Below are 1,388 nucleotides of genomic sequence, written 5' to 3'. Positions count from 1 at the left end.
GAATACAATAAACATAGGAGGTGAAACCATGTATCGAACGCTGAAAACCCGTTTTCGGGCAAAGAAAGAAGTTATCCAAAAACTATTTGAATGCAATCGTATCTCCGCAGAAGTTTGGAACGAATGCCTTCGTTTGGCAAAAGAACATCATTTGGAAACAGGAAAATGGATAACCAAAACGGAACTGCAAAAAGCAACAAAAGGTCGTTTTTCTATCCACAGCCAAAGCATCCAGGCGGTTGTGCATAAATATATCTTTGCCCGTGATGGGGCAAAAGAAGCACGGAAAAAAGGAGAAAAAATCAAATATCCATACAAAAAGAAAAAACATTTCAACACGAAATGGGCAAAAGATGGGTTTGTTTTGCATGAAGACGGAACGTTGGAACTGTCGCTAGGAATTTGGAATCGAAAACGACAATCTCCTTTGGTGGTGAAAATCGACAAAGAGAAACTTCCAAACGGAAAAGTCAAAGAAATCGAGTTGGTCTATGACCGTGGTTTGTGGCTTTGTTTATCGTATGAAGATGGGAAAAAACCAAAAGAAAATCCATGTAAAAACCGTGTTGCTATTGACCCAGGGGAAATTCACACCATCGCAGCCATTTGTGAAAATGGGGAAAGCCTCATTATCACGGGAAGAAAAATAAGAAGCATTCATCGGTTGAGAAACAAGAAATTAAAAGAACTGCAAAAACTCATGAGCAGATGCAAAAAAGGCTCCAAACAATGGAAAAAGTACAATCGGGCGAAACAATATGTACTTTCGAAATCAGAGGCACAACTAAAGGATGCACTGCACAAAACCACGAGACAATTTGTTCGTTGGTGTTTGGAAAACCAAGTGAAAGAAGTCGTCATTGGAGATATCGAAGGAATCCAACGGAATACGAAAAAGAAACGAAACAAAAAGACCAATCAGAAATTATCCAATTGGTCGTTTGGAAAATTATTTGATTATCTCAAATACAAATTGAATGCCGAAGGAATTCAAATCGAGAAAAAAGATGAAAGTTATACCTCGCAAACATGCCCTGTTTGCGGGAAGAAAAATAAATCTTCTTCTAGAAATTATACATGTCAATGCGGGTACAAACGACACCGTGATATCCATGGGGCAATGAATTTATTTGCCAAAGTATATTATGGTGAAATCCGCCCATTGGAATTTACGGTCAAACCGTTTACGTATCGACGGATTGCTTAGGTATGAAGTCGTAGATGGCGAGTTCCCGCCCTTGAGTATCATGGATACTCATGTTGCCTGTGGCTCCCAACGGGACGGGTGCCAGGTGTTGCCTGCAGATAGGCTGCCAACCAGCCTATCATGCATCCACCTCCGAAGGGGAAACAGGAAACCCCCACTTCGATAAGTGGGGGAGGTTCAT

General features: G+C 40.8%; 1 protein-coding gene. It reads left to right on the top strand.

Features of this window, described 5'->3' with window-relative positions; all coding sequences use genetic code 11:
• Positions 1-28: 28 nt before the first annotated feature.
• Positions 29-1,207 carry an RNA-guided endonuclease InsQ/TnpB family protein gene (locus tag CV944_RS16970; protein ID WP_011231306.1) on the top strand — a complete coding sequence of 393 codons (1,179 nt, stop codon included), beginning with the start codon at positions 29-31 and terminating at the stop codon, positions 1,205-1,207.
• The last annotated feature ends 181 nt before the right edge of the window (positions 1,208-1,388 follow it).

Source organism: Geobacillus sp. WSUCF-018B (assembly GCF_002809985.1).
Taxonomy (GTDB): domain Bacteria; phylum Bacillota; class Bacilli; order Bacillales; family Anoxybacillaceae; genus Geobacillus; species Geobacillus thermophilus.
Note: the sequence above shows the minus strand (reverse complement) of the source record. Positions and strands in the feature narration are given on the sequence as shown.